The sequence below is a fragment of the Pedobacter nutrimenti genome (genome assembly GCF_003208655.1).
In the GTDB taxonomy this organism is placed as follows: Bacteria; Bacteroidota; Bacteroidia; order Sphingobacteriales; family Sphingobacteriaceae; genus Pedobacter; species Pedobacter nutrimenti.
In genome coordinates, this window is sequence record NZ_QKLU01000011.1 from 161,371 (window position 1) to 186,976 (window position 25,606).

The 25,606-nt window shown below is 41.0% G+C and carries 23 protein-coding genes; 13 read left to right on the forward strand and 10 right to left on the reverse strand.

All coding sequences use genetic code 11. The features are described from left to right. Window positions 1-34: 34 nt before the first annotated feature. Window positions 35-637 carry an outer membrane beta-barrel protein gene (locus B0O44_RS23950; RefSeq protein WP_110834630.1) on the reverse strand — a complete coding sequence of 201 codons (603 nt, stop codon included), beginning with the start codon at window positions 635-637 and terminating at the stop codon, window positions 35-37. Window positions 638-1,036: 399 nt separating this feature from the next. Between B0O44_RS23950 and B0O44_RS23955 the strand changes: the two genes are divergently transcribed. Further along, on the forward strand, window positions 1,037-2,515 hold the full coding sequence (locus B0O44_RS23955) for a glycoside hydrolase family 130 protein (protein ID WP_110834631.1): 1,479 nt from the start codon (window positions 1,037-1,039) through the stop codon (window positions 2,513-2,515). Here the strand turns inward: B0O44_RS23955 and B0O44_RS23960 are convergent. Together B0O44_RS23960 and B0O44_RS23965 are read right to left on the reverse strand one after the other, a co-directional pair. Further along, window positions 2,512-3,519 carry a glycosyltransferase family 4 protein gene (locus tag B0O44_RS23960; RefSeq protein ID WP_110834632.1) on the reverse strand — a complete coding sequence of 336 codons (1,008 nt, stop codon included), beginning with the start codon at window positions 3,517-3,519 and terminating at the stop codon, window positions 2,512-2,514. The genes B0O44_RS23955 and B0O44_RS23960 overlap by 4 nt on opposite strands. A gap of 11 nt (window positions 3,520-3,530) precedes the next feature. After that, window positions 3,531-5,798: a glycosyltransferase family 4 protein gene (locus tag B0O44_RS23965; protein ID WP_110834633.1), complete on the reverse strand. Its 2,268-nt coding sequence runs from the start codon at window positions 5,796-5,798 to the stop codon at window positions 3,531-3,533. A 274-nt stretch (window positions 5,799-6,072) separates the two neighbouring features. Between B0O44_RS23965 and B0O44_RS23970 the strand changes: the two genes are divergently transcribed. Further along, window positions 6,073-7,281 (forward strand): MFS transporter, encoded by a 1,209-nt coding sequence (locus B0O44_RS23970; protein WP_110834634.1) that lies wholly within the window; start codon window positions 6,073-6,075, stop codon window positions 7,279-7,281. Window positions 7,282-7,328: 47 nt separating this feature from the next. Here B0O44_RS23970 and clpB read toward each other — a convergent pair whose 3' ends face one another. Beyond that, window positions 7,329-9,938 carry an ATP-dependent chaperone ClpB gene (gene clpB / locus B0O44_RS23975; protein WP_110834635.1) on the reverse strand — a complete coding sequence of 870 codons (2,610 nt, stop codon included), beginning with the start codon at window positions 9,936-9,938 and terminating at the stop codon, window positions 7,329-7,331. Window positions 9,939-10,326: 388 nt separating this feature from the next. On the opposite strand from clpB, the gene B0O44_RS23980 reads away from it, so the two are divergent. Further along, the gene (locus B0O44_RS23980; RefSeq protein ID WP_110834636.1) at window positions 10,327-11,541 is read left to right on the forward strand and encodes an MFS transporter; all 1,215 of its coding nucleotides are present in this window, start codon (window positions 10,327-10,329) and stop codon (window positions 11,539-11,541) included. Between the two features lie 72 nt (window positions 11,542-11,613). Here the strand turns inward: B0O44_RS23980 and B0O44_RS23985 are convergent, their stop codons facing one another. Beyond that, window positions 11,614-12,012 carry an SRPBCC family protein gene (locus B0O44_RS23985; protein WP_110834637.1) on the reverse strand — a complete coding sequence of 133 codons (399 nt, stop codon included), beginning with the start codon at window positions 12,010-12,012 and terminating at the stop codon, window positions 11,614-11,616. A 5-nt stretch (window positions 12,013-12,017) separates the two neighbouring features. After that, complete coding sequence (gene pyrE / locus B0O44_RS23990; protein ID WP_110834638.1) at window positions 12,018-12,677, reverse strand: orotate phosphoribosyltransferase; 660 nt, start codon at window positions 12,675-12,677, stop codon at window positions 12,018-12,020. Between pyrE and B0O44_RS23995 the strand changes: the two genes are divergently transcribed. Further along, window positions 12,676-13,287 (forward strand): NUDIX hydrolase, encoded by a 612-nt coding sequence (locus tag B0O44_RS23995; RefSeq protein ID WP_110834639.1) that lies wholly within the window; start codon window positions 12,676-12,678, stop codon window positions 13,285-13,287. The genes pyrE and B0O44_RS23995 overlap by 2 nt on opposite strands. On the opposite strand, the gene coaD is transcribed toward B0O44_RS23995, so the two are convergent. The 3 genes from coaD to B0O44_RS24010 are packed head-to-tail and all read right to left on the reverse strand — an operon-like array spanning window position 13,288 to window position 15,114. Then, window positions 13,288-13,749, reverse strand: a complete 462-nt coding sequence (gene coaD, locus B0O44_RS24000; RefSeq protein WP_110834640.1) for a pantetheine-phosphate adenylyltransferase — start codon at window positions 13,747-13,749, stop codon at window positions 13,288-13,290. It lies immediately after the preceding gene. A gap of 1 nt (window position 13,750) precedes the next feature. Next, window positions 13,751-14,296 carry an RsmD family RNA methyltransferase gene (locus B0O44_RS24005; RefSeq protein ID WP_110834641.1) on the reverse strand — a complete coding sequence of 182 codons (546 nt, stop codon included), beginning with the start codon at window positions 14,294-14,296 and terminating at the stop codon, window positions 13,751-13,753. Next, window positions 14,287-15,114, reverse strand: coding sequence for a DUF3822 family protein (locus tag B0O44_RS24010; RefSeq protein WP_170123401.1), 828 nt, complete (start codon window positions 15,112-15,114; stop codon window positions 14,287-14,289). Before B0O44_RS24010 ends, B0O44_RS24005 begins: the two co-directional genes overlap by 10 nt. Window positions 15,115-15,167: 53 nt before the next feature. Here B0O44_RS24010 and B0O44_RS24015 point away from each other — a divergent pair, with 53 nt between their 5' ends. Together B0O44_RS24015 and B0O44_RS24020 are read left to right on the forward strand one after the other, a co-directional pair. Then, the gene (locus B0O44_RS24015; RefSeq protein WP_110834643.1) at window positions 15,168-16,616 is read left to right on the forward strand and encodes an ATP-dependent DNA helicase; all 1,449 of its coding nucleotides are present in this window, start codon (window positions 15,168-15,170) and stop codon (window positions 16,614-16,616) included. 40 nt (window positions 16,617-16,656) lie between these two features. Continuing rightward, entirely contained in the window at window positions 16,657-17,346 is a 690-nt protein-coding gene (locus B0O44_RS24020; protein ID WP_110834644.1) for an MCP four helix bundle domain-containing protein, read from the forward strand. A gap of 13 nt (window positions 17,347-17,359) precedes the next feature. Here B0O44_RS24020 and B0O44_RS24025 read toward each other — a convergent pair whose 3' ends face one another. Then, window positions 17,360-18,694: a sensor histidine kinase gene (locus B0O44_RS24025; RefSeq protein ID WP_110834645.1), complete on the reverse strand. Its 1,335-nt coding sequence runs from the start codon at window positions 18,692-18,694 to the stop codon at window positions 17,360-17,362. An 84-nt stretch (window positions 18,695-18,778) separates the two neighbouring features. Here B0O44_RS24025 and B0O44_RS24030 point away from each other — a divergent pair, with 84 nt between their 5' ends. The 7 genes from B0O44_RS24030 (at window position 18,779) to B0O44_RS24060 (ending at window position 25,592) form a co-directional block, all read left to right on the forward strand. Beyond that, window positions 18,779-19,252: a DinB family protein gene (locus B0O44_RS24030; protein ID WP_110834646.1), complete on the forward strand. Its 474-nt coding sequence runs from the start codon at window positions 18,779-18,781 to the stop codon at window positions 19,250-19,252. A gap of 624 nt (window positions 19,253-19,876) precedes the next feature. Next, on the forward strand, window positions 19,877-20,905 hold the full coding sequence (locus B0O44_RS24035) for an AAA family ATPase (protein WP_110834647.1): 1,029 nt from the start codon (window positions 19,877-19,879) through the stop codon (window positions 20,903-20,905). 4 nt (window positions 20,906-20,909) lie between these two features. Next, window positions 20,910-21,785 (forward strand): DUF58 domain-containing protein, encoded by an 876-nt coding sequence (locus tag B0O44_RS24040; RefSeq protein ID WP_110834648.1) that lies wholly within the window; start codon window positions 20,910-20,912, stop codon window positions 21,783-21,785. Between the two features lie 5 nt (window positions 21,786-21,790). Beyond that, window positions 21,791-22,759: a BatD family protein gene (locus B0O44_RS24045; protein WP_110834649.1), complete on the forward strand. Its 969-nt coding sequence runs from the start codon at window positions 21,791-21,793 to the stop codon at window positions 22,757-22,759. Further along, complete coding sequence (locus tag B0O44_RS24050) at window positions 22,752-23,756, forward strand: vWA domain-containing protein (RefSeq protein WP_211321446.1); 1,005 nt, start codon at window positions 22,752-22,754, stop codon at window positions 23,754-23,756. The genes B0O44_RS24045 and B0O44_RS24050 overlap by 8 nt, the downstream gene beginning before the upstream one ends. Window positions 23,757-23,760: 4 nt before the next feature. Beyond that, complete coding sequence (locus B0O44_RS24055; protein WP_110834650.1) at window positions 23,761-24,798, forward strand: vWA domain-containing protein; 1,038 nt, start codon at window positions 23,761-23,763, stop codon at window positions 24,796-24,798. Next, window positions 24,798-25,592 (forward strand): tetratricopeptide repeat protein, encoded by a 795-nt coding sequence (locus B0O44_RS24060; RefSeq protein ID WP_110834651.1) that lies wholly within the window; start codon window positions 24,798-24,800, stop codon window positions 25,590-25,592. Before B0O44_RS24055 ends, B0O44_RS24060 begins: the two co-directional genes overlap by 1 nt. The last annotated feature ends 14 nt before the right edge of the window (window positions 25,593-25,606 follow it).

Here is a 25,606-nt window from a genome sequence, read left to right on the forward strand (position 1 = left end):
GACAGGGCTTTTTTATGCGATTAAGTAGAAGTTCCTAGAAGTGGAACATTACACCTAATTTAGGAGCAAAAGTATTTGCATCTAAACCGAAAGAGTTTGAAGTCGCTTTAGCGCCAGTTCCTTCAGCTTTGAATTGGTTGTGAGCATATTCTAAACCATTAACTGAAACTTCGATACCGATGTGTTTAGTAGGGTAGAAAGCAAAACCTGGAGCAACAGTTACACCAATGTTAGTTGTAGTACCTAATTTAGCACCAGTGTTGCCATTAGCATCAACTAATTTAGCAGTACCAAATTCCATAGGAACAGCAAGTTGTCCGAAGAATTTGAATTGCTCAGATAAAGCAACATAGTAACGTCCAAAAGGAGCAACCTGGAAAGCCTGAGTTAATTTTTTGTCACTAACTGCTTTGTCATAAGTATAACCAACACCAGTACCGATTGCAAAGTTATTGCTTACAAAATAGCCAATGCTAGGTACAACGCTGAAACTAACATCAGATTTTGCAGCGCCACTCACTTTTGTAGAGTTAAAACCTACGTTACCACCCAGCATAATTTTTCCTTTTTCAGTTTGAGCTTGAGTACTGAAAGCTAAAGCAGCAACTGCAACGATTGATAATAGTAATTTTTTCATTTTTTTATGATTTAATTTGTACTAAGGCCAATTTTTTTATTTTAATATATTTTGACCATTGTTGTCATATAGTCAATGCCTGTGCCAAAGAAATATTTACACTGGAAGCTGTATTGGCTGTTTTTTGTAAAGTGTTAATTTATAGGTTGATAAAAAAAATGGATTTGGCCTTTATTATTTTGCGATGACAATTAATGTTTTTTTAATATGAAATTAACAAAAGAAAAATAAGTCAATTTGACTTTATTTGTTAGCCTGTCAGTTTTTTTAGTGTACAAATTGGCAGATTTTCTGACGGAAAATCCGGAAACCGTTAATACTGCAGGCCGGTCTTGGCCTTTTTGGAAAAAAAATACACTTTAATAAAACCTTTATACCCCCTATAAACGTTATTGACTTATGAGATTGTCTATAGACCGCAAACCTGTAAAAGTATACCCTGATCCCAAACGCGTTATCGCAAGGTTTTTCTTTAACGGAAATGACAGGGCAAAGGAAGTCATTAAACTTGTTTTAAAGCTTTCGTCTGAGGAGGTTTTTGGAATTATCTCCCCTTTACTGCAGGAATATTCCAAAAGGCACCGTAACATCACTAAAATTCTGGCGCGTCATTGTAAAAAGATAAAGAGCTGTATTGAAGAAGTAGGTGTGGATTATGATGCCCTGGATAAATATCAGAAACTTTTACTGGGCTCTTATTTTACGCATGAATATTCCATAGAGTCCGCTGCTTTTTTTAATCCTTCCATTGTGGAAGATCCCGATCAGTCGGATCTGGTTGAAGGGGAGAAAAGGGTCATCATCAGTTTCAGGGCTGTCGGAGAGGGGCATATTTCTTCCGTTGTTTTCCGGCGGGCCTTACTGGACCAGGACAATAACATTACGGTTATTCCCTCGGGGAATTATATAGATGAGGCCGAGGTTATTAAAAATGCGGTGTACAACAAAAAGCTATTTCTTAAAAAGGCTATAGATTCAAAAATTGATGAAGAGATTTTGAATGAGGTTGACGCTAAGCTTGAAGACCGGTTTGATTATGCCCTGCTCAGAAGAATTATTATTGATTCCAGAAATTTGCAGGAAGATGACCTTAAAAAATTGGAATACGATAAGATTTTATGGCTTTCTGATACCTATCATGAAATGAGTTTTTCCAGGGATACGGATATTTCAGACCGGGTCATATTTCCAATTTCCGAATTTGAGCGGAAAGGAATAGAAGACGCGCGCTTTGTGCGTTTTGTAAAAGAGGATGGAAGCATCATTTATTATGCGACTTATACTGCCTTTGACGGGGCGATGATTATGCCAAAGCTTTTGCAAACAACAGATTTCTATGATTTTAAAGTCAGTCCGCTTCATGGATTGGGTGCCCAAAATAAGAACCTGGCTTTGTTTCCACGGAAAATCAATGGAAAATACGCCATGATGTCCCGTATTGATGGCTGGAACAACTACCTGATGTATTCAGACAGAATTACCGTCTGGGATCACCCTGTTAAGCTGCAACAACCTGAATTTCCCTGGGAATACATACAAATTGGGAATTGTGGTTCTCCTATTGAAACTCCGGACGGCTGGCTGATTATCACCCATGGAGTAGGCCCCATGAGAAGATATTGTCTGGGCGCGAGTCTGCTGGATTTAGAAGATCCCTCTATTGAAATTGGCCGTTTACATGAGCCGCTCGTTATACCAAATAATGATGAAAGAGAGGGTTATGTCCCAAATGTGCTCTATTCCTGCGGTTCTATTGTCCATAATGGGGAATTGATTATCCCTTATGGGTTGTCTGATTATTGTTCTTCGTTTGCTTCTGTAAAGCTTGATTTGTTACTCGAAAGGCTAAAAAACTCTGAAAGCAAAGTCAAAGTTTAAGTCTTCAATATCTGACGATATATTTTAAGGTAATCCTCTACCATCTTATCCATAGAAAACCTGCTCGCTGCCTCTTTTCGGCATAGGCTTCTGTCTATAAAGGAGATGTTTTTAACTGCTTCTACGGCCTGCTCTATAGTATTGACCAGAAAACCTGTTTCTCCATGTCGGATCAGTTCCGGCATCGCGCCCCTATGGTAAGCAATAACCGGGGTGCCGCAGAGCATAGATTCCACAACACTTAAACCAAAAGGCTCATCGAAGCCAATGGGATGAAGTAATGCATATGCAGAGCCCAGTAATTCATCTCTTTTTTCAGGCCCTGCTGCCCCCAGAAAAACAATATTTTCGTTTAAATGAGGCTCTACTTCATTTTTAAAGTAGTGTTCATCTTGTATAATGCCCGCAATGATGAGCTTTCTGTTGCTTTTTAAGGCAATTTGTATGGCCTCTGCCGTACCTTTATCCCGATGGATTCGTCCAAAAAAGAGTAAATAATCTTCCGTGGCCGGTTTAAAAGTGAATGCTGCGGGATCCAGACCATTGTAGACCGTCCCTGCATAATTTAGCAGGGGATGCCGGTTGGCGTCGCTGATGGATACATAATGACAATGTGTATTGTATTTTTGATAAACGGGTACAATTTTCTCAGAAGAAAAGCCATGTATAGTAGTTACAATGGGCGGTTTGATGAGTTTGGAATAGCTAAGGGGCAGAAAATCAAAATGATTGTGGATCAGGTCAAAAGAAGAAGCCTGTTCCATTAAATGGCTAATGTGCAAACACTCCAAAACTTTTGCATCCTGATTGCGGTCCTCTTCATAACCTGCGGATACTACAGAATCGAGTTTGGCGGCCGTGAGGGAATCTGCGGTTGCAAAAAGGGTTGCCTCTATGCCCTGGTCGTGTAATCCCTCCGTCAGATTAGAGGCCATTTGTTCCCAGGGTCCATAATGGCGGGGTGGTGTCCGCCAGGCAACCGGGGCAAGTACAGCTACTTTCATATCGGGCAGAGTTAAACCTTTTGAGTGTCAAAGATTTCGGTATCCCTGAATTCATATTCAAATTCAAGGGCTTTAAGTACAACCAGATGAGAGATCCAATAAGCCAGCGTACTTTCTGCACCCTGGTTTCTGTTTACCCCATGAGCTTGTAAGCCATCACCGCAACCTTTTGTTTCGTGGTCGTAAAGCGGAAGCCGGAGGCTGTTTTCCCCAAGAAACCACTGATAGCTCAGATACATTTGCTTAATGTACTTGAGTTCATGACTGATTTCATAAGCCTTAAAGTACATCAGTACCATGGCCATCGTTTCTATGGCCTGCTGGTCATAATGAGCCATTTTTTTATCGCGGTACAACCAGCCATCATTACCTACCGGATTTAAATACCCTTTGTCCAGGGTGCGTTTGGTCAGGTAGTTTAAACTTTCCATGGCAATATGTAAAGATTCCGGGTCCCGGGTTGTCTCATAATGGCAAAGCAAGGCCAGAGGCAAAATGGCATTATCATAGGTCATTTGTTCTTCAAACCAATGCCATTTATCCCCCCTCTGATTTTTATACGCTGTTTTTAACGGGGCAGCCAGCTGGTTCATTTCTTCGACCATCCCTTCATCTGCCGGGTGTGATTTTAGAAAACTGCTGATGCCAATCATTGTATTGGCAATGCCCCTGAGGTGCTCCAGGCGTTTAAAATGGGGGATCGATTTCAAAAATAATTCCCGGGCAAACTCCCTGTAAGAATTGTTTGGCGCATTGTTGATCAGATAACCCAACGCCCAAATGGTTCTCCCAAAGGAATCCTCGGAACCGACCTCATCGAGATATTCCCTTCTAAAACTCAAAAAATTGCGAAAATTGCCATCCTCACATTGCATGTACTGGATATAGCTCAGGTATACGGGTAACAATTGCAAGGCAATTTTACTTTTGTTTTGCTGGTAGGCAAGTATAGAGGCAATCAAGGCTCTGGAATTATCATCCAGACAATAACCTTCTTTCAGGTTCGGGATACCATATTTCGCATGCTGCACAATGCCGGTATCATCTGTAAGTCTCTGGATGTGTGCAAAACTAAATGCGGGCATCATATCCGGGTCAATAATGGGCCTGTTCTCTTCGGCGGCAAGCTCTGACTTGCTGATGGCGTCCTTTAAGGTTTCAATAAAAACCTTGCCCGTGCTGGGCCATCGTAAATGCAGGCCATATTCATAAGCGTTCCTTTTTAATTTAAGGAGACTTTTAGGGTCATCAAAGAGTTCATTGACGATATTGGCCAGACTTTCATAATCCCTGAAATCAAAAAGTTTTCCGCGGTTGTCAGCAAGGAGTTCCTGAGCATGCCAGTAAGGGGTGGAAATCACTGCTGCCCCGGAGCCGACCGCATAGGATAAAGTTCCGCTGACAATTTGAGCCTCGTTCAGGTAAGGTGTAATATACATATCCGAGGCCGTCAGAAAATCAAATAATTCTTCTTCGGAAACGAATTTATTAATGAAGGTAATGTTGTTCTCTACATTTAGTTTCCGTGCCAGTTTTTTCAAACTGTCCCGGTATTCTTCACCGGAATTTCGGATGACACCCGGGTGTGTTGTTCCTAAAATGACATACATCACATCCGGATGTTTTTCTACAATTTTGGGCAAGGCTTCAATTACGGTTTCCAGTCCTTTGTTCCTGCTGATCAGGCCAAATGTAAAAAGGACCTTTTTGTTTTTGAAAGCAAGGGAGGATTTTACCGGGTTGTTTACTTTGGCTTCCAGGTCTGGAACACCATGTTCAATCAGTTGAATTTTTTCCAGTGGAATCTCATAAACACTGGTTAGAAAACCAACCGCCCTGTTGCTCATCACTATAATTTTGGAAGAATATTTTGCAATTTCCCTGATAATGGTCAGTTGCATAAAATTAGGGTCCTTTAAAACGGTATGAAGAATGGTAATCAACGGTTTTTGCAGACGGGCAATTAAGGGCAAAATGTACACTCCGTTTTCGCCGCCATATATACCAAATTCATGTTCAAGAATACAGGCGTCAGATAAACTGGTGTTGATGTAATCGGCACCTCTTATATAGTCCTTCTGATTTTCCTGGCGGATGATGTATTTGACCTCTTTGGGATATTCATACTCATTTAAATTTTCCGAGTCATTCATGGCCACAACAAAACTGTCACTTGAGATTGTTTTTTTATCATGGCCAATGGCATTGAGTAAGTTGTTGTTAAAAGTGGCAATACCGCATTCACGGGGTGGGTAGGAAGATATATAAGCGAGTTTCATGGATCATTCTAGTTGATTGTATAAAGAACAATTAATATCCTGAAATGTTCGTTTTTCGAAAATTAATAAGAACAAGTCTTTTAAATTTGCTGTTTAAGCGTGTTTTGAACTGGAATAGTGTGGTTTTTTCGGTAAATAGGGGCGTTTTGAGAAATTTGTTAAACAAAATAAAATTTTTACAATAAAATGTTTAACTATCGTTTAAAACATCGAAGTCTTAAAATTGATTATGGGATAAATTTTTACCTTAGCAGAAGATTTTCAATAATATTCAATGGATACGACCTCTAAAAATCAGGATATCATAGAAAAAACGATATTTCCGATCTTATTTGCAATCAGTTTCTCTCATTTATTAAATGACACCATTCAATCTCTGATCCCCGCCATATATCCGGTGGTCAAAGAGAGCTATAAGCTTACTTTTTCTCAGATAGGGCTCATCACCCTGGTTTTTCAGTTGTCGGCCTCTTTATTACAACCCTTTGTGGGCTTGTATACAGATAAAAAACCACAACCTTATTCACTGGCTATGGGTATGGGTTTTACCCTTATCGGCCTGGTGATCCTTTCTGTATCCAATGGATTTTACATGATGCTTGCCGCAGTCGCCCTGGTTGGTTTAGGTTCCTCCATTTTTCATCCGGAAGCCTCCCGTATGGCACATGCAGCATCGGGTGGTAAAAGAGGATTGGCCCAATCCATTTTCCAATTGGGTGGTAATGCCGGAAGCTCTCTTGGTCCTTTGCTTGCCGCCTGGATTATTGTACCTTATGGACAATTTAGTGTCATCTGGTTTTCTTTGATTGCCTTACTGGCCATTTGTATTTTAAGCTGGGTTGGAAGCTGGTATAAAGGAATTGTAGGGCAGCTGAAAAAGAAGCAGCAAAAAACAAGTGTTGTACATACCTTTTCAAAGGGAAGAGTCGTCTTTTCTGTTGCCATTTTGCTGGTTTTGATCTTTTCAAAATATTTTTACATGGCCAGTCTGACCAGTTATTTTACTTTTTATCTGATCGATAAATTCCATGTTTCTGTTCAGAGTTCACAGATTTACCTGTTTGTTTTTCTATTTTCAGTAGCTGCGGGAACATTAATCGGTGGACCGGTAGGAGATCGTTTTGGAAGAAAATATGTCATCTGGTTCTCCATATTGGGGACTGCACCATTTGCCTTATTGCTTCCTCATGCCAATCTGTTCTGGACCTCTGTGCTGATTGTTCCCATAGGCGTGATCTTGTCTTCTGCATTTTCAGCCATATTGGTCTATGCCCAGGAGCTTATTCCAGGAAAAGTAGGTCTTGTTGCCGGCTTGTTTTTTGGTTTTGCCTTTGGTATGGGTGGAATAGGATCGGCCCTGCTTGGGAAACTGGCTGATGGTACAAGTATAGAATACGTTTTTTATGTTTGTTCATTTTTGCCTTTAATAGGCTTGTTGACAGGATTTCTTCCTAATATAGAGGGGAGCAGAAAAAAAGCATAAAAAAAGTCCGGTTTTAAAACCGGACTTTTTTTATGCTTTTTTGGCATTTATGCTGTTGTTTTATCTGAAGCATTTAAGAAAACAAATTTATTGTCAAACATGTCCAGCTTAATTTTGCTGTCCTTATCTATTTTACCGGCCAGAATTTCTTTGGACAATTCATTTAGAATACGCTTCTGAATCACTCTTTTTAGAGGTCTTGCTCCAAATTGAGGATCATAACCCAATTCAGCGAGCCAGTCCAGGGCTTCTGTGGAAGCTTCAATTTCAACACCCATTTCTGCCAGGGTTTGTTGTACATGTTTGAACTGGAGTTCTACGATATTTCTGATTTCTTTACGGTCTAAAGGCGTAAACATAATCAGTTCATCTATACGGTTTAAGAACTCAGGTCTTATGGTTTGTTTTAACAATTCAAACAATTCATTTTTGGTTTTCGCAATTACCTCATCACGGTTTTGATCGTCCAGGTTTTTGAAATTTTCCTGGATCAGATGAGAACCTATGTTGGAGGTCATAATGATAATGGTGTTTTTAAAATTCACCACCCTTCCTTTGTTATCTGTAAGCCGGCCATCATCGAGCACTTGTAAAAGGATATTAAATACGTCCGGATGCGCTTTTTCTATCTCATCGAGCAGCACAACGGAATAAGGTTTTCTTCTTACAGCCTCAGTCAGCTGACCACCTTCATCGTAACCAACATATCCCGGAGGCGCACCAATTAATCTCGATACGGCATGACGTTCCTGATATTCACTCATGTCAATACGGGTCAAGGCATTTTCATCGTTGAACAGGAATTCCGCCAATGCTTTTGCAAGTTCCGTTTTACCAACGCCCGTGGTACCCAGAAAAATAAATGAACCAATCGGTTTACGCTTATCCTGAAGCCCGGCACGGGAACGTCTGATGGAATCTGAAATGGCTTCTATCGCCTCATCCTGTCCGGCCACACGTTTGTGCAGTTCATCTTCAAGATGTAGTAATTTTTCCCTTTCACTGGAAACCAGCTTGGTTACCGGAATACCTGTCCAGCGGGCAACCACTCCGGCAATGTCATCTGCTGTAACCTCTTCTTTTAGCATGCGGCCTTCATTCTGCTGACTTTCGAGTTCTGCCTTAAGCTTTTCGACTTTATCCTGGGCCTCTTTGATTTTTCCGTAACGGATCTCGGCTACTTTACCATAATCACCGGCCCTTTCAGCCTGCTCGGCTTCCAGTTTATAACTTTCAATCTGTTCGATTTGGGTATTGATGCCATCGACAACATCTTTTTCACTTTGCCATTTGGCTTTCAGCTCATCTCTTTCTGCCGCCAGATTGGCAATTTCCTCCCCTAAGGCCTTCACCTTTTTGTCGTCATTTTCACGTTTAATGGCTTCCCGCTCTATTTCCAGCTGCATAATGCGGCGGGAAAGTTCGTCTACGTTTTCAGGCACGCTATCCATTTCAAGTCTTAACTTGGAGGCGGCCTCATCCATTAAATCTATGGCTTTATCCGGTAAAAAACGGTCAGAAATGTAACGTTGTGACAATTCTACGGCTGCAATAATCGCCTCATCTTTGATCCTTACTTTGTGATGAGTTTCATAACGTTCTTTTAATCCCCTTAAGATAGAAATGGCATCCTGGGTATCTGGTTCATCCACCATAACTTTTTGAAAACGACGCTCCAGGGCTTTATCTTTTTCAAGATACTTCTGATATTCATCCAGTGTTGTCGCCCCAATGGCCCTCAGTTCTCCTCTGGCCAGTGCAGGTTTTAAAATATTTGCGGCATCCATGGCACCTTCACCGCCACCAGCACCAACAAGGGTATGGATCTCATCAATAAACAAAATAATATCTCCGTCGCTTTGGCTGACTTCTTTAACGACGGCTTTTAATCTTTCCTCAAATTCACCTTTGTATTTCGCACCTGCAATAAGGGCACCCATGTCCAGGGAATAAACAGTTTTACTTTTAAGATTCTCCGGTACATCGCCTTTAATGATCCTGAAAGCAATTCCCTCGGCAATAGCTGTTTTACCTACTCCGGGTTCCCCAATTAAAATAGGATTGTTTTTGGTTCTGCGCGACAGGATCTGGATGACCCTTCTGATTTCCTCGTCCCTGCCAATAACAGGGTCTAGTTTTCCGGACTCTGCATATTCATTTAAATTCCTTGCATATTTATTTAAGGCATTATAAGTGGCCTCGGCATTTTGATCGGTAACCCGGTTGTCTCCGCGAAGGGCAACAACAGCCTTTTTAAGATCCTTTTCATTAACTCCCTGGTCCTTTAATAATTTAGAGGTGTCATCGTTGACGGCCAGTATGCCCAGCAATACATGTTCCACTGATACAAACTCATCTTTAAACTCTTTTAGATAAGATTGGGCTTTCTGAAGCGCACTATTGGAACCCGAAGACAGATAAACATTACTTCCACTTACCTTAGGGAATTTTGCAATCTGTGCATCAAGTTGCTGATTGAGTAGGTTGATATTTACATTTAGTTTTTTTAAGACATAAGAAACGACATTTTCATCAACATTCAGCAGACCTTTTAGCAGGTGAGCTGTTTCAATAGCCTGTTGCTGATTGCCCTGGGCTATTTCGGAAGCCTGTTGAATTGCTTCCTGGGCTTTTATTGTAAAGTTGTTGAAGTTCATAGTATCTGATAAACAAAGTAAATGCCATATTGTTGTCTGGCTTCAGATCGGAAATTTTGTCTGCTTGTTTTCTTTTGTTGTGACTAAATTACTGATTTTTAGTGTTTTGCATGAAAAAATGTCTGATCTGTAGTATTTTGCCTGATGATCAATTCTTCACAAATTGAGCCTTGCTTCACACCTGGTTCACAGCTCGGTCACACCTTGTTCACAAAAAGGTACCTTTTTGTGAACAAGGTGTGACTAATGTGTGCGCTATGTGAGCAGAAGCTCAGGACTATGACTTAATTTTTACGCCCCAACTTATGGCCTGCTTTCCATGGGCCGGATAAAACTTGTAATTTAGCAATTGTAAGGCATATTTTCTATATGCAATGAAGCACAGATCATGAGAGAATTTATACGTTTATATTTGGATGCCTACAAAGGATTGTCTACTCCGGCCTGGATGCTGGCCCTGGTGATGTTAATCAACAGGAGCGGGGCAATGGTGATCCCGTTTTTAGGCGTTTACATGACCAATCATCTTCAGTTTTCCCTGGAAAATACCGGAACTGTTTTGAGTTGTTTTGGTATTGGGGCTGTTGCCGGATCTTTTCTGGGTGGCTGGCTTACCGATCAGGTGGGCCATTTTAAAGTACAGGTCTGTAGCCTGATCCTCACTGTACCTATGTTTTTCCTGCTTCCGGAATTAAATACAGTTGTAAAACTGGCTGTGGGTGTTTTTATGCTGAGCCTTATTTCGGAAACCTTCCGGCCGGCAAACTCTGTGTCGATTGCTTATTATTCAAAACCAGACAATATTATCCGCTCTTTTTCCCTGAACCGCATGGCCATGAACCTTGGTTTCTCTATTGGCCCGGCCCTGGGCGGTTTTCTGGCTGCTATTTCCTATACCTTTTTGTTTTATGGAAATGCAGTGACTGCTTTTTTGTCTGCGATATTATTTTTTATCTATTTCCGTAAGCTTAAAGGTTATGAAAAAAAGGAGAGTCATGCGATGGATGAAAATAAAGAAGAAGCTGGCCGTTCCCCTTATAGGGATGTTTTGTTTATGGCTTTCAGTATACTCTGCTGTATTTTTACCATTTGTTTCTTCCAGATATTAAGTACGCTGCCTTTATACTACCGGTCAGCCTATAAAATGAATGAAGCAGATATCGGTTTAATTTTAGCTTTTAGTGGTGTAGTGGTTTTTGCGCTGGAAATGCTCATCGTGCACATTGCCGAAAAAAGGATGTCCTCGGGTGCTGCAATTGCATTGGGCACGATACTTTGCAGTTTGGCTTTTTTGAGCCTCAACCTGGCCCATGGGGTTTTTATCCTTTATTTTTCTATGTTTCTTCTTTGCCTTGCCGAAATTCTGGCCATGCCGTTTATGGCAACGGTTACTTTAAAAAGATCTTCTGCCCAAACAAGAGGCGCTTATATGGGGTTAAACGCACTATCCGTATCAGCTGCACATGTATTTTCACCATTTGTAGGCACCAGGGTGGCCGCTGCTTTTGGCTTCGAAACCTTATGGTGGGGAACCGGGGTTTTATTGATTTTAACGGCTCTTGGTTTTTGGCAGGTGATGAGAAAAATGGGGTTAAACAGTTGACCCGATTTCTTAAATTGTTATGCACACAAAAAAGCCCTGAATTTATTTCAGGGCTTTTTTGTGTATAGAATATTATCCTAAAATCTCTTTTAACTTTGAGGCCTGATGATCTGCCAATTTTTGCAGCGGGCCGGAAGCCAGCATTTTCATCATCATATTCAGGTCAGCAGAAATAATATGTTTTGCGATGGTACCGCCCTGGCCATTGTCGGCAACAGTCCATTTCAATTCTACATCAAAAGGTGCTTTTTCAGAAGGAATGGCCACCAGTTCCTGATTTGGAATACGGTTTGAGACTTTAATTGCCAGTTTAGCCATATTCTGAATCGTAAAGCTGGCCTCATCTTCTGTGGAAGACCAGTTGTAAATGTTTTCGGGCATCAGTTGCTGATGATTGTTCAGATCGGCCAGAAAGGCATATACTTTTTCTACCGGAACACTTAACTCGGCAGTGCTTTCAATAACAGTCATTATATTTAGGTTAATTGTTCAAGTTCTTTACCCCATCCAGAAGGGTCCCTGCGCCATTTTGTCAACAGGTCCACATCATTTTGCCCGATAAAGCTATGCTCAGCAGCATATTGAATCAGGGTTTGGTAATTGGATAAACTGGAATAACGGCATTTGGCATTTTTAAAATTTTCTTCAGCCTGGTCCAGGCCATAAGTAAAAATAGAAACCAGTCCGGCAACAGAAAGTCCTGCATTTCTTAAGGCATCTACTGCCTGAAGACTGCTTTTTCCTGTCGAAATTAAATCTTCAACAACCACCACGCGTTGTCCTTCCACAATTTCCCCTTCAATTAAGCTTCCTGTCCCATGCTCTTTTGCTTTTGATCTTACGTAAGCAAAAGGTAAACCAAGCTCCTGTGCCACTAGTACACCCTGAGGGATGCCTGCAGTAGCTACTCCGGCAATTAAATCAACAGAGCCATACTCTTCCTGAATCAACTGCGTAAGCTTTTGTCTGATGTATGTTCTAACTGATGGATGCGAGAGCGTTATCCTGTTATCACAATAAATTGGGGATTTCCAACCCGAAGCCCAGGTAAAAGGATTAGCAGGTTGTAATTTTATTGCTTTAATTTGTAACAGAAATTCAGCTACCTTTAATTCAATATCACTTTTATTATACATGGCTCAAAAATACAGAATATATATTAACGATAACACTTTGTTTATAGCAGATGTTGTGCCTCATCAGAACGGTGAAATACAACAGATTGATATACAGGATTTTGATTTTTTAACATTTTATAAAAATTTGGATAAAGGATCCAAAGGGGAGTACCTTGTGCTGACTGAGGACCCCAAAGCCGTATTTAGAAAACTCAAACAAAAATGCTTACTGATTAAGGCTGCAGGAGGTCTGGTTAAAAACTCAGCGGGCGATTATTTGTTTATTTTTAGAAATAAAAAGTGGGATCTTCCAAAAGGAAAGGTCGAGAAAAATGAAAAAATGAAAGCGGCCGCGCTTCGGGAAGTAGAAGAAGAGTGCGGGGTGAAAATTCATAGCAATAAGGATAAGCTGTGTAAAACTTACCATGTATATGAACTGGGAGGGAAGGTTGTTTTAAAGAAAACCAACTGGTACAATATGACCGTAAAGGGACAACCTAAACTCATTCCTCAAAAAGAAGAGGGGATTACAAAAGCCGGCTGGTTTGGCAAGGATGAATTGGATCCGATACTGAAAAAAACCTATTTATTGATTTTTGAAGTATTAAAAGCGGGTAAGCTAATTTAGTTATAAGTGCCTTAAAGCTTTTTCAGGAACAAATTTCCGGACATCGCCATGGTTGCGAAGAATATCCCTTACAATGGTGGAACTAATAGCGGAATATTCTGGTTTGCTTAGAATAAATATGGTTTCCATCTCCGGCATCATGGTTTGATTGATTTGGGCAATTGCCCTTTCATATTCAAAATCACCTACCGAGCGGATACCCCTTACCATGTATTGTGCATGGAGTTCCCTGCAGAAATCGACTGTCAGGCCCTCATAGAGCCTGACTTCTACCTGTTTGAAATCGCTGAAGACATCACTGACGATATCCCTGCGCTGTTCAGCAGACAGATAACTCTGTTTAGAACTGTTTAAACCAATGCCCACCACCATTTTATCGAATAAAGGAAGGGCACGTTTTAAGATGTCTACATGTGCAATGGTTATCGGATCAAAAGAACCTGGGAACAAGGCGATTTTCATATTACGTGGATTTAGGCTTTTGGAAAAAACTAAAAGAAGAATTACCGTATTTTCGGGTTTCTGTATAACCTGGTTGGCTATCGAGTTTTAACAAAGAGGGGTGCTCTACGATTAATATTCCATTTTCGGCAAGCAGGTTGTTTTTTAGAACCAATTCAGGAATCAACGGTATCGTGGGAAGGTTATAGGGTGGGTCGGCAAATATGATCTGGTAACTTTTTTTGTGGCCTTCCAGAAATTTAAAAACATCAGCTTTTACCACTTCGATAGCATCCAGCGTATATTTATCTGCCACAGACTTCACCCAGTATACACAACCGGAATGTTTGTCTACAGCAGTGACCTGAGCAATACCTCTGGAAGCAAATTCAATACTGATGTTGCCGGTTCCGCAAAAAAGGTCCAGCACCTGACAGCTTTCAAAATCATACTGATTATAAAGGATATTGAACAGGGCCTCTTTTGCCATGTCGGTTGTGGGTCTTACAGGTAGGCTCTGTGGTGCCTGCAAACGTATCCCTTTTAACTTACCTCCGATTATCCGCATAGATCAACCGCTAATAAACTGCTATAATAGTAAGGGGGCATATCATCAAGAATGGCATAATCCATAGCCTGGTTCTGTGGTACGCTGAAGCGGATATCCATAAAGTATTTTTCTAATGTTTTATAGTTCTGATCCTCTTTTTCCAAAATGCCACTCACATGCAGCTGAAGGCTTGAAGCATCTAGTCCCAGTTGTTTAAGGATAAAAAGCAGGTAATAATTAAATTCTTCAGCGTTTTCTATTTCATAGCTGTTTTTAAAAACCAGTTGCTGCTCTTTTACATAGACCGCTGTAAAGGAGCGGGCCGTAAAATCAAGGACCAAAGCTTCGCTAAGCGTTGCAGCCAACATTAAAACAGGGGCCGTTTGTTCATAGATGTCAGCGTCTTTGAAATTTGCATCCAATTGTTCTTCCAATGTTTTTTGAAGATTAAAAACAGAGGTGAAATCGTAGCGGGTGTTTTTCTGTATATAAATATTTTTGGGGTGTCCGCTGTTGAAAAAATTCAGATAAGCAGATAAATCAGCGCTTTGGTAGAGTTCATTTGGAACGTCGACCGCATTGGTCGCGGCCATAGAAATTTTAACTTTTTTAAAAGGATATTTCAAATAGGGATCATTTTTCAGCTTATTGACAAGAGTTTGGGAAATGTCGGAACATTCCTGCTCATCAAAAATTGCTTTAAGGCGCTGGTTTTCCTGATTGATAATGGCATAGGAAAAGCTGTCATTTGTAATTTTTAAGAGTAAATTACAATCGGGCGCTGTACCTGGATCAAATTGGGGATCCAAAAGCAGTATGCTGTTTTTAATATTCATCTTAACAAAATTAATTCTTTTTTTTTGTAACCCTACCATTGCATATTTGTAAAATGGATAAAACAACAATAATCGCCCGGTCTTATCCCTTTGAGCCGACAGCCGAGCAATTGATTTTTTGCAGGGAAATGGCCGGGTTTTTATCAGGCATGCTGGATGAAAAATGTTTTATTCTCAGGGGTTATGCCGGAACGGGGAAAACAACTTCTGTTGCCGCTTTGGTTAAAGCCTTGCCGCAATTTAAATTGAGACCGGTTTTACTTGCCCCCACAGGTCGTGCAGCCAAGGTGATGAGTAACTATACCGGAAGAACAGCACTCACGATCCATAAAAAGATCTATAGAAAACGTTCTGCAGTTTCCATGGAACTTTCTTTTCAACTGGCTCCCAATCTGAATGAGCATACCCTTTTTATTGTGGATGAAGCTTCTATGATTTCAGATGAATGGAATCTCCAGAGCGGGTCTTCTTTTTTAAAGGACCTGATGGAGTTTGTTTACAATCAGAAAAACTGCGGGGTACTTTTTGTTGGAGATACGGCACAATTGCCCCCGGTGGGTAGTCTGGACAGTCCGGCGCTAAGTGGGGAACATCTGGCAAATGCTTTCCAGCTTAAAGTGACACAGGTAGAACTTCGGGAAGTGGTGCGACAGGAAAAGAAATCGGGCATACTAGCCAACGCAACAATGCTAAGAAAATTGGTTAATGGTTATGCCCAGCGTGCGGCCGATGGAGAAGTGCTCAAGGTCGAGCTGCCGAAATTTAAAACCAAATCCTACAAAGATATTTTCAGGATGACCGGGCTAAAACTGGTTGAAGGGCTGGAGTATGCCTACAGAAAATTTGATATGGAGAATTGTCTGATTGTATGCCGATCTAATAAATCTGCAAATGTCTATAACCAGCAAATCCGTGCGAGACTGTTGTACAGGGAAGAAGAACTGACAGGCGGGGACCAGGTTATGGTGGTCCGGAACAATTATTTCTGGCTGGGTGAAAGTGAATCAGCAGCTTTTATTGCAAACGGGGACATGGCCAGAATTACAAGGGTCCGGAATGAAGAAGAACGTTATGGTTTGCGTTTTAGTGAAGTCCAGATGGAATTTCTGGATTATCCTGAGGCCGGAGCGATTAGCTGTAAGGTACTTCTGGATACTTTAACAGGAGAAACACCTAATTTATCTCAGGAAGACAGCCAAAAACTTTATGAAGGGGTAAACCTGGACTATGAGCACATTAAAAATAAAAAAGACAGGCTTGCAGCTGTGAAGCAGGACCCTTATTATAATGCTTTGCAGATTAAATTTGCTTATGCGGTAACCTGTCATAAAGCGCAGGGGGGGCAATGGGACGCTGTATTTGTCGATCAAGGCTATCTGACAGATGAAATGGTCGATATGGATTTCCTGCGTTGGTTGTACACAGCGGTCACCAGGGCAAAAAGAGAATTATTTTTAGTAAATTTTGCCCAGAACTTATTTTTATCCCCTGCCGAAGAGTAGTTGTAACAATCTATTTTAAAAAGAATAACCCTATATACAGATGAAATTTGCCTATTCAGTTAAACAAAAAATGACCATCGCCCTATTGCTTTTTTGTATTATGGGCTGTTCCATTTTGATCAGGGTCCTTGAAGATAAAAGCATAAAAAAAATGAATAATGCTTTTTTATCGATGTACAAGGACCGGCTGATTCCGGCAACAGACCTCTTTTTTTTGGCAGAAAACATCTATGAAAAACGTTTCCTGCTGGAAGAAACCTTAAATCAGCCGGGGCTCGATAAAGCCAGGATCAGTCAGACGAGCAACCGTCTGGAAAACCATGACAGAAATATAGACTCCCTGATCCGAAAATACGAACAGACCCTGCTGGTTAAACCCGAAAAAAAATACCTGACAGATTTGAAATCCAAGCTGCAGGCCCACAGGCTTATTGAACAGAACATTTTGGTGATGAGCAGCAAGCATTCTGCCCAGGAAGGAAAGAAAATGTTTGAAACCCTTGGAAAGACATCTTTTCAGACTGCTACACAAAAATTATCAGAACTGACCAGGATCCAGACTGAGGTCGGGGAAGAGCTGATTGGAAATTCTAAATTTATGGTTTCCGGGAGCCAGATTTATTCTGCATTGCAGGTGGCTTTGGCCATCGTCATTGGAATTCTGATCGTTGGAATTGTTTTTACCTCCAATGTGGTTAAAATCCAGAACGATAAATTTAACCTGAATTAAATCTGACAGAAATTTAGTGATAGGGTGGAAGCTCAATGATGAAGCAGCTGCCTTTATTTTCTTGACTAATGACCGAAATGCTGCCCCGGTGTTGTTCTATAATGTTTTTACAGATGTGAAGCCCCAGGCCTATAGATTTTTCACCCTTTAAGCCAGGCCTGCCAGCTTTTGAAAACTGATCAAACAACTGGTCTTTAAGCGCTGAGGGCACACCTATGCCGTAGTCTTTGATTTTAATCAGTGCCAGGTGGTCTTTACCAGGTTCAACAGAAACCTCTATCGGTTGGTCTGGTCCTGAAAATTTAATTGCATTGCCGACAAGATTGTCTATAACCCTGAGAAATTTGGATCTGTTTACCAGAACCAGAAGATCATGGTCCCAGCTGTGAAAATTAATGATCCTTTCACCGGCCAGATTGAGTGTCCAGTTGCTGCAAATGTCGGCAATGAATTCTGTTAAATTCGTTTTTTGGGTAACAATTGAGGTGTCTTTGTTGCTGGCTTCAATGACTTCCAACAGGTCATAAATAATCGTTTTTGCTTGTCTGGCAGAGTTGAGCACCATGGTGACCTCTGTTTTGACGGTATCCTGGATGTGGTCTTCCATAAGCATCATGGTACTCAGGGCCTCAATATTATTCAAGGGATTTCTAAGGTCATGGGCAACAAAACCGAGAATTTCACTTTTTTGGTGGTTTAATCTTTCTACCTCCCGGTTTTTTTCTTCTAATTCTTTCAACTGAAGAAAATGCTGTGATTTAAAGTAATAACTGTAGCGGGAGAAAGAGAACAATACAAAAGCAAGCACGACGGAAATGATACAGCTAAACAGGTTCTGCTGTAAACCCAGGTTGGATAAATAAAGGCCGGCCGCAAATAAAAAAATGACAAACAGGGATGCAAGCAAAATTTCCCATAATTCCAGTAAAAAGAAAATGCTGACGGCAACTACCCCCACTAAAAACATGGTTAAGGTATTTTTTGTATTGTGCAGGGAAATAATGTAACTGGTGGAATAGGTAAAAGCAATGATGAACAGCACAAAGGACAGGGTCAGTATACTTCTTGATTTAGAAGTCCATTTCTTGGATTTAAGTGCTTTTGTACTGATTAAAAAAAAGGCGAGAGAACCAAAAATTTCAATCCAGTTGATGTAACTGTATTCATGATAATTGTGAGCGGCTTTAACTTCGTCAAGAAAAAAGAAACTGCTTAGGCGGATCATGGTGGCCACCACCAGGATCAATGAACTGAGAAATTTTACTTGTTTAATATTAATGTGGCTATAAGTTCTCTTAAACTCATGAGCATATTTTTCAGGGGTTTTATACTTAAATAAATTAAACAAGACAGAGGGGAGTTTAAGGAAGCAAAAATAGAGAAAGCATAAGAAGTTACAAGGAATTTCTATCTTCAGAGAAAAAATAAAAATATGACCGGGCTGATTGCAAACATCCGAAAAACGAGGGCATTTTTGTTAAATATGGTTGATGGGCTCTCTATAGAGCAATTGAATCACATTCCTGAAGGTTTTAACAACAACATCATCTGGAACCTGGGCCATCTGATTGCAGCCCAACAGGGCTTATGTTACCTCAGGGCCGATCTTCCTCACCATGTTAGCGAAGTGTTTTTCAATACGTTTAAACCTGGTAGCAAGCCCGAAAGGTTTATAGACGGGGAAGAATTTGCACAGATGAAAAAGCTGATGTTCAGTACCCTGGACCTTTTGGAAAAAGATTACGCAGATCAGATTTTTGGAAATTATCAATGCTGGACAACCCGCTATGGGGTAGAACTGGCTAGTATAGATGATGCTTTAAATTTTGTGCTTTTTCATGAAGGCCTTCACCAGGGATATGTGATGGCTTTAAAGCGGCTGGTTTTGAGCAAAGAATTCATATAGAGGTTTTGAGGAGGCATCTGCTAAGGATAAACGCTTAGCCTGTAACAGGTAAATCCTCAAAACCCTGCAATTTGTAAAATGCTTATAATGCGTACAGACGGATTATCTGACCCTGTTTTTAACAGCAGTAAGATAGATCGCTGTGATCGCAATAATCGCACAAACCGGAACTAAAGACGCTGTTACCTGAGCATTGCTCATTATAGTACTGCAAATTGTAATCATGATGATAATTTTTCGGTGAAGGTAAGCAAAATCAGAGAAAATTTAAATGATTTGTGAAGATTGGGTCCTGATTTATGGGATTTATTTGGACGGTCGGTCCTGGAGCTGGACAGAAAAAGAAAAGGTCAATTAAAGGGGCTGAACTTCCCGGAACACCCCCTTTTATGAGTATCGACATCCATCGAATAAGAATAATAAACAAATGTAAGTTGGGGTGAGGGACAAAAAAATGATACTAGTCACATTTTTTTTATATGTTTTAGTGGAATCGGCGCTGTTTAGATGGATTTGAGGCATCAATCCTAATAATTTAACATATTTTAACATTCCGGAGGGCATTTTAAGTTGTGAAAAAATGGAGGTTTACATAATTTTCGCATTGAAAAAAACAGGTCCAAAATGGAAGAAATAAATAACATCACCGACAGTTCTGCTCAAGGGACTGATATCCGGGCGTTGAACGAAATGATACAGAAGGAGAGTGCATTTATCGACCTCCTTTTTATGGAAATGGATAAAGTGATCGTAGGTCAACGTTATATGGTTGAACGATTGCTCATCGGATTACTTGCAGATGGCCATATCCTGCTGGAAGGGGTTCCCGGACTTGCAAAAACGCTGGCCATCAATACCCTCTCCAAAACCATAGATGCAGGTTTCAGCCGCATTCAGTTTACACCAGACTTATTGCCTGCAGATTTGTTGGGCACCATGATTTATAATCAGAAAAAAGAAGAATTTGTGGTCCGTAAGGGACCATTGTTTTCGAACTTTATCCTTGCTGATGAAATTAACCGGGCCCCTGCAAAAGTACAGAGTGCTTTACTGGAGGCCATGCAGGAAAGACAGGTGACCATTGGTGACCATACCTTTGAACTGCCAAAACCTTTCCTGGTACTGGCCACACAAAACCCGATTGAACAGGAAGGGACTTATCCGCTTCCTGAGGCACAGGTAGACCGGTTTATGTTAAAAGTGGTCATCGGATACCCTAAAAAAGAAGATGAGATTAAAATTATGCGTTCCAACATTTCTCCGCAGGGAATGCTTAAACCCAAAACCGTTCTCCATCCAGACGACATTATACGGGCAAGAAAAGTAGTAAGAGAAGTGTATATGGACGAAAAAATAGAACGATACATTATCGATATCGTTTTCGCGACCCGTTACCCTGATCAGTATAAGCTTGCAGATTATAAAAACCTGATTGGCTTTGGCGCTTCTCCCAGGGCAAGTATCAATATTGCACTTGCATCCAAAGCTTATGCTTTTATTAAAAGGAGAGGCTATGTGATCCCGGAGGATGTCAGGGCGGTATGTCATGATGTATTAAGACACCGGATCGGATTGACTTACGAGGCCGAAGCTGAAAATATCAATACAGAAGAGATCATTACCGGAATATTAAATGCGGTAGAAGTACCTTAAATTTATGGATACCAAAGATCTCTTAAAGAAAGTAAGAAAGATCGAAATTAAGACCCGTGGCTTAAGTAATCAGATCTTTTCAGGAGAATACCAGTCGGCGTTCAAAGGGCGTGGTATGGCTTTTAGTGAGGTTAGGGAATATCAGGTTGGAGATGAGATCCGGACTATTGACTGGAACGTCACTGCCCGGTTTAACCATCCCTATGTGAAGGTCTTTGATGAAGAAAGGGAAATGACCGTCATGCTGCTGGTAGACTTTAGCGGATCTAAAAATTTCGGGACCCAGAACCAGCAAAAACAAGAACTTGCAACCGAACTTTGCGCCGTTCTGGCCTTTTCAGCCATACAGAACAACGATAAAGTTGGTGTACTTTTTTTCAGTGACCGGATAGAGAAATTTATCCCTCCTAAAAAGGGGAGGAGCCATATTTTAATGATCATCAGAGAACTGATAGAATTTAAACCTCAGCACAAGGGAACAAATGTTGCAGAGGCGCTCCGTTATTTTACGAGTGCCATAAAGAAAAGATCAACAGCTTTTCTGATCTCGGATTTTATGAGCAGTACTTTTGAAAACGAACTGAAAATTGCAAACCGAAAGCATGATCTGGTGGCACTCAGGCTGTACGATGTTCATGAAGAGGAATTTCCGGATCTGGGGCTTATCCCTGTAACAGACGAGGAAAGTGGACAAACGGCCTGGATCAATACCAGTGATAAAAAAGTTCGCCAGCACTTTAAAACTGCAGCCCTGGAAAGAAACGGAAAATTACAGGATCTGTTTCGCAGATCGGGTGTTGATTTTACTTCAATAGGTACACATCAATCTTATATCAAACCATTAATGACTTTGTTTAAAAAACGGGAGGCCCGGAGATAACAGATATGAAACCGTATTTTAATTTTAGTTTATTATTGTTTTTTGCGTTATGGACTTGCCAGGTAAAAGCACAGCAAGCACAGGTTAAGGCTCATTTGGACAAGAGTTCCATGGCCATTGGCGACCAGGTAACCTTGTCGGTGGTGGTCAGTCTTCCCCCTAAAGGGCAGGTTGCTTTTCCTTTGCTAAAGGATAGCCTGAGCTCAAAAATTTTGCTGGTCGGACAAGGAAAAACAGATACAGTTCCGGATCAGGCCCAACCAGGAAACCGGCTCATTACACAAAGGTATATCCTTACCTCTTTTGAGCCAGGACTGCAGCAGATTCCTTCATTGCAGTTGCAGACCGGAACAGAAAAGTTGAACACAGAAGCTTTAAGTTTACAGGTGAATGGGGTAAAAGTAGATACCACCAAGGCAATTTATGATATAAAACAACCACTTACTGTTTCCTATACCTTTATCGATTGGTTAAAAGATCACTGGGCCTGGATCCTGATCCCTGTATTGGGTATTTTGCTTGTGGCGGGTGTATGGTATTATCTGAAGAAAAGAAAAGGCAATAAAATAAAACCTGAGCTAAAAGAACCTGAAATACCTGCACATGAGCTTGCGCTGAATAAACTGTCTGCTTTAAAAGCACAAAAATTATGGCAGCAGGACAGGGCTAAAGAATATCACACGGAGTTGACGGATATTTTAAGGGAATATCTGGAAAAAAGATACCAGGTAAATGCGATGGAACAGACTTCCGAAGAAATTTTTCTGGAGCTCAGACATGTAGAAATGCCGGGACAAAGCCGGTCTATGCTTTTACAATTGTTTAAGCTGGCAGACCTGGTCAAATTTGCCAAGGAAAAGCCATTGAGTGCTGAAAATGAAAGGAGTATGGAGAACTCCCTGAATTTTATTGTACAGACCAGGCCTGAAGGACCTTTAAACGAGCATAAGGAAGGGAAAAAAGATCATGAATAGATTTGGCGGAATAGAATTTGCCCATCCTGGCTTTTTCTGGTTTTTGCTGGTGGTTCCACTCGTTTTGGGCTGGTACATCTGGCGAAATCAAAAACTGCATGGAAGCTTACGTATTTCGGCAATTGGTGGCTTTTTTCCTGTTAAAAAGAATTACCTGGCTGTTTTAAGACATTACAGTATTGTATTGCGTCTGTTGGCATTGATCAGCATCATTATTGCCATGGCCAGGCCGCAGTCTGCTTTCAGCTGGCAGAATTCGACAACAGAAGGAATTGACATTGTGATTGCCACGGACATTTCAGGAAGTATGTTGTCTGAAGACCTTAAACCCAACCGCCTGGAGGCCGGAAAAAATATTGCCATTGATTTTATTAAAGATCGCCCGGATGACCGGATTGGGCTGGTGGTGTTTAGTGGTGAAAGTTTTACCCAGTGTCCGCTGACCATTGACCACGATGTGCTCATTAATTTATTTAAAGGCATTAATAACGGAATGATTGAAGACGGTACGGCCATTGGAATGGGACTGGCTACGGCGGTTAACCGTCTTAAGGAAAGTGAAGCCAAAAGCAAGGTGGTCATCCTGCTCACCGATGGCACAAACACGACGGGTTCCATACCGCCAGTTACTGCCGCTGAAATTGCAAAACAGATGAAAGTAAGGGTATATACGGTAGGAGTCGGGACCAAAGGTTATGCGCCCTACCCAGTAAAAACCCCTTTTGGAATACAATACCAGCAAGTTCCGGTGACCATTGATGAAGCCATGCTAAGCAATATTGCCAATATTACAGGTGGTAAGTATTTCAGGGCAACCAATAACGAAAAACTTAAACAAATTTACCAGCAAATTGATCAGCTGGAGAAAGCAAAGATAGATGTGACCCAATACCATAAAAAAACAGAACGTTTCCTGCCATTGGCTTTGCTGGCTGCTTTGTTGTTGCTGCTGGAGTTTATATTAAAGAACACTTATTTTAAAGGAGCCTTAACTTAATCCTATGTTACGTTTTGCACATATAGAGTTTTTATGGGGCCTGTTGCTCATTCCGGTGTTCCTGCTGGTTTTTTTGATCCTGCGTTACTGGAAAAAGAAAGCCCTGCGCAGGCTTGGGGACAAAGAGACCGTGGCCAGGATTATCCCTGAAGTATCCTTTTCCAGACCGGCTGTAAAATTTGCTTTTTTTAGTCTGGCCTTTGCTTCCCTGACCATTGCCCTTGCAGACCCTCAGGTGGGAACAAAAATAGAAGAAGCCAAAAGGAGCGGCTCAGACCTGATGATCCTGCTGGACGTTTCCAACAGTATGCTTGCCGCGGACCTGGCGCCCAACCGTCTGGAAAATGCGAAAAGAGCGGTTTCACAATTAATTGATAACCTGCATAACGACAGGATAGGGATTGTTATTTTTGCAGGAGAAGCCTATATGCAGCTTCCGGTGACCACAGACCACTCGGCTGCGAAACTTTTTCTGGACAACATCAACACCAATATTGTTCCTACACAGGGAACAGCTATAGGGGCAGCCATAGATATGGGAATAAAGTCCTTTGACCTGGTTAACGGAACCAGCAAGGCCATGATCCTGATGACAGATGGAGAAAATCACGAAGACGATGCGGTAAGAGCAGCCGGGGTCGCCAGTAAAAAAGGCATTACCATTCATGTCGTTGGTTTGGGTTCTGCCGAAGGTGCACCGGTGCCCATCTATAAAAACGGGGCACAGGCTGGTTTTCATACCGATGAACAGGGGCATACCGTGGTCAGTAAATTAAATGAAGAAATGTGTAAGGAAGTAGCAAAGGCTGGTAACGGTGTCTATGTGAGGGCTTCCAATGCAAACAGCGGATTGGGTTTAATTATGGACCAGATAGAAAAAATGCAAAAAAAGACCTATGACAGCAAATCTTTTAAGAATTATGAAGACCGTTTTCAGTTTTTTCTGGGGCTTGCTTTTATTTTTTTAATCATAGAGTTTTTTATTTCCAGCAGGAAAAATGTAAAATTAAGCGGGCTGAAATTGTTTGAAGTAAAAAAGTAATGAAGAGGTTAATTATTATTCTGTGTGTTGTTTTACAAGGAAACCTATTGTTGGCCCAGCAGGAAAAACGGGATATTCATCAGGGAAATCAGTTGTACCAGCAGCAGAAATATGCAGAAGCAGAAGCCAGTTATCTTAAATCGGTGGAAAAATCAAAGCAATCAATCAAAGGGAATTTTAACCTTGGAGATGCTTTTTATAAACAAAAGAAATTTGATAAAGCTGCAACACAGTTCAATGGAATTGCTTCTTCTGCGCCGACCGCTTCGTTGAAAGCCCAGGCTTATCATAATCTTGGCAATACCCTGATGCAATCAAAAAAATGGGAAGAAAGTGTAGAGGCCTATAAAAAATCTTTACTTCTTAATCCAAAAGATGATCAGACCAGATACAACCTGGCTTATGCTATGGAAAAGCTGAAACAACAGCAAAGCCAGGATAAGAAGGATCAGAAAAATAAAGATGGTCAGAATAAGGACCAGAAGAAAGACCAAAAAAATAAAGATCAGAAAAACCAGGATAAAAAGGACCAGAAAAAAGACGATAAGGAAAAACAGGATAAGGACAAAAATAAAGATCAGCAGAATAAAGACCAGAATAAGCAGGATCAGAACAAACAGGACCAGGATAAGAAAGATCAGCAGAAAGATCAGAAACCCCAGCCCGATAAATTGTCAAAAGAAGATGCTCAGCGGATGCTGGAAGCCCTGAACAATCAGGAGAAAAGCACCCAGGATAAGTTAAAAAATAAAAAGGCCAAAGGCGTAAAAGGACGCATTGTTAAAGACTGGTAAAGCATTGTGGATTT

Excerpts from the sequence above, each read along its gene's own strand:
- B0O44_RS23950 (WP_110834630.1), bottom strand. The coding sequence starts at position 637 with ATGAAAAAATTACTATTATCAATCGTTGCAGTTGCTGCTTTAGCTTTC.
- B0O44_RS23955 (WP_110834631.1), top strand. The coding sequence starts at position 1,037 with ATGAGATTGTCTATAGACCGCAAACCTGTAAAAGTATACCCTGATCCC.
- B0O44_RS23960 (WP_110834632.1), bottom strand. The coding sequence starts at position 3,519 with ATGAAAGTAGCTGTACTTGCCCCGGTTGCCTGGCGGACACCACCCCGC.
- B0O44_RS23965 (WP_110834633.1), bottom strand. The coding sequence starts at position 5,798 with ATGAAACTCGCTTATATATCTTCCTACCCACCCCGTGAATGCGGTATT.
- B0O44_RS23970 (WP_110834634.1), top strand. The coding sequence starts at position 6,073 with ATGGATACGACCTCTAAAAATCAGGATATCATAGAAAAAACGATATTT.
- clpB (WP_110834635.1), bottom strand. The coding sequence starts at position 9,938 with ATGAACTTCAACAACTTTACAATAAAAGCCCAGGAAGCAATTCAACAG.
- B0O44_RS23980 (WP_110834636.1), top strand. The coding sequence starts at position 10,327 with ATGAGAGAATTTATACGTTTATATTTGGATGCCTACAAAGGATTGTCT.
- B0O44_RS23985 (WP_110834637.1), bottom strand. The coding sequence starts at position 12,012 with ATGACTGTTATTGAAAGCACTGCCGAGTTAAGTGTTCCGGTAGAAAAA.
- B0O44_RS23995 (WP_110834639.1), top strand. The coding sequence starts at position 12,676 with ATGGCTCAAAAATACAGAATATATATTAACGATAACACTTTGTTTATA.
- pyrE (WP_110834638.1), bottom strand. The coding sequence starts at position 12,677 with ATGTATAATAAAAGTGATATTGAATTAAAGGTAGCTGAATTTCTGTTA.
- coaD (WP_110834640.1), bottom strand. The coding sequence starts at position 13,749 with ATGAAAATCGCCTTGTTCCCAGGTTCTTTTGATCCGATAACCATTGCA.
- B0O44_RS24005 (WP_110834641.1), bottom strand. The coding sequence starts at position 14,296 with ATGCGGATAATCGGAGGTAAGTTAAAAGGGATACGTTTGCAGGCACCA.
- B0O44_RS24010 (WP_170123401.1), bottom strand. The coding sequence starts at position 15,114 with ATGAATATTAAAAACAGCATACTGCTTTTGGATCCCCAATTTGATCCA.
- B0O44_RS24015 (WP_110834643.1), top strand. The coding sequence starts at position 15,168 with ATGGATAAAACAACAATAATCGCCCGGTCTTATCCCTTTGAGCCGACA.
- B0O44_RS24020 (WP_110834644.1), top strand. The coding sequence starts at position 16,657 with ATGAAATTTGCCTATTCAGTTAAACAAAAAATGACCATCGCCCTATTG.
- B0O44_RS24030 (WP_110834646.1), top strand. The coding sequence starts at position 18,779 with ATGACCGGGCTGATTGCAAACATCCGAAAAACGAGGGCATTTTTGTTA.
- B0O44_RS24035 (WP_110834647.1), top strand. The coding sequence starts at position 19,877 with ATGGAAGAAATAAATAACATCACCGACAGTTCTGCTCAAGGGACTGAT.
- B0O44_RS24040 (WP_110834648.1), top strand. The coding sequence starts at position 20,910 with ATGGATACCAAAGATCTCTTAAAGAAAGTAAGAAAGATCGAAATTAAG.
- B0O44_RS24045 (WP_110834649.1), top strand. The coding sequence starts at position 21,791 with ATGAAACCGTATTTTAATTTTAGTTTATTATTGTTTTTTGCGTTATGG.
- B0O44_RS24050 (WP_211321446.1), top strand. The coding sequence starts at position 22,752 with ATGAATAGATTTGGCGGAATAGAATTTGCCCATCCTGGCTTTTTCTGG.
- B0O44_RS24055 (WP_110834650.1), top strand. The coding sequence starts at position 23,761 with ATGTTACGTTTTGCACATATAGAGTTTTTATGGGGCCTGTTGCTCATT.
- B0O44_RS24060 (WP_110834651.1), top strand. The coding sequence starts at position 24,798 with ATGAAGAGGTTAATTATTATTCTGTGTGTTGTTTTACAAGGAAACCTA.